Here is a 1,130-nt window from a genome sequence, read left to right on the forward strand (position 1 = left end):
GGGTTCATACTTACTTACTTTACTTACACCTGTTACTCCTCGTGAAGGAGCATAGGTCGCTCACCAGCATTCTCCATCCAACCCTGTCCTGGGCAATCCTTTCCAGCTCCTTCCAGTTGTAATTCATCCTTTTCATATCTGCTTCTATTATCCGACGTAATGTGTTCTTTGGCCTTCCTCTTTTCCGCTTCCCTTCAGGATTCCAAGTTAGAGCTTGCCTCGTGATGCAGTTTGACGATTTGCGTAATGTATGTCCTATCCATTTCCATCGTCTTTTCCTAATTTCCTCTTCAGCTGGAAGCTGGTTTGTTCTCTCCCACAGAAGGCTATTGCTGATGGTATCCGGCCAATGGATGTTGAGTATCTTGCGTAGACAGCTATTTATAAATACTTGTACTTTCTTGATTGTGGTTGTTGTAGTTCTCCAAGTTTCAGCTCCATACAGTAGAATTGCCTTGACGTTCGTATTGAAGATTCTCACTTTGATATTGGTTGAAAGTTGTTTTGAGTTCCATATGTTCTTCAATTGTAGGAATGCGACCCTTGCTTTGCCGATCCTCGCCTTTACGTCTGCATCGGATCCTCCTTGTTCATCGATGATGCTTCCCAGGTATGTGAAGGACTCTACATCTTCCAGAGTTTCGCCATCAAGTGTGATTGGATTGCTGTTCTCCGCTTTGAATTTGAGGACCTTGGTTTTCCCTTTGTGTATGCTGAGGCCTACTGATGCAGAGACTGCTGCTACACTGGCTGTCTTCATCTGCATCTGTTCGTGTGTACGTGATAGGAGGGCTAGGTCATCTGCGAAGTCCAAATCGTCTAATTGGTTCTGAGCTGTCCATTGTATTCCGTGTTTTCCCTCAGATGTTGAGGTCTTCATAATCCAGTCGACCACCAGAAGAAAGAGGAAGGGAGAGAGTAAACAGCCTTGTCTGACTCCGGTCCTTACTTGGAATGCATCTGTCAGCTGTCCTCCATGCACTACTTTGCACTGTAGTCCGTCGTATGAGTTCCGGATAATATTGACAATCTTCTCAGGAACTCCGTAGTGTCGAAGAAGTTTCCATAATGTCCTCCTATCTACACTGTCGAATGCCTTTTCATAATCAATGAAGTTGATGTATAGTGAC

General features: G+C 44.5%; 1 protein-coding gene. It reads right to left on the bottom strand.

Annotation, left to right across the window (positions count from 1 at the left end; translation table 11 throughout):
• Nucleotides 1–19: 19 nt before the first annotated feature.
• On the bottom strand, nucleotides 20–1,130 hold a 1,111-nt coding region (locus tag EDI28_RS28125), incomplete at its 5' end, for a reverse transcriptase domain-containing protein (RefSeq protein ID WP_164918635.1).

This window comes from Photobacterium chitinilyticum, from assembly GCF_004104355.1.
GTDB classification, from domain to species: domain Bacteria; phylum Pseudomonadota; class Gammaproteobacteria; order Enterobacterales; family Vibrionaceae; genus Photobacterium; species Photobacterium chitinilyticum.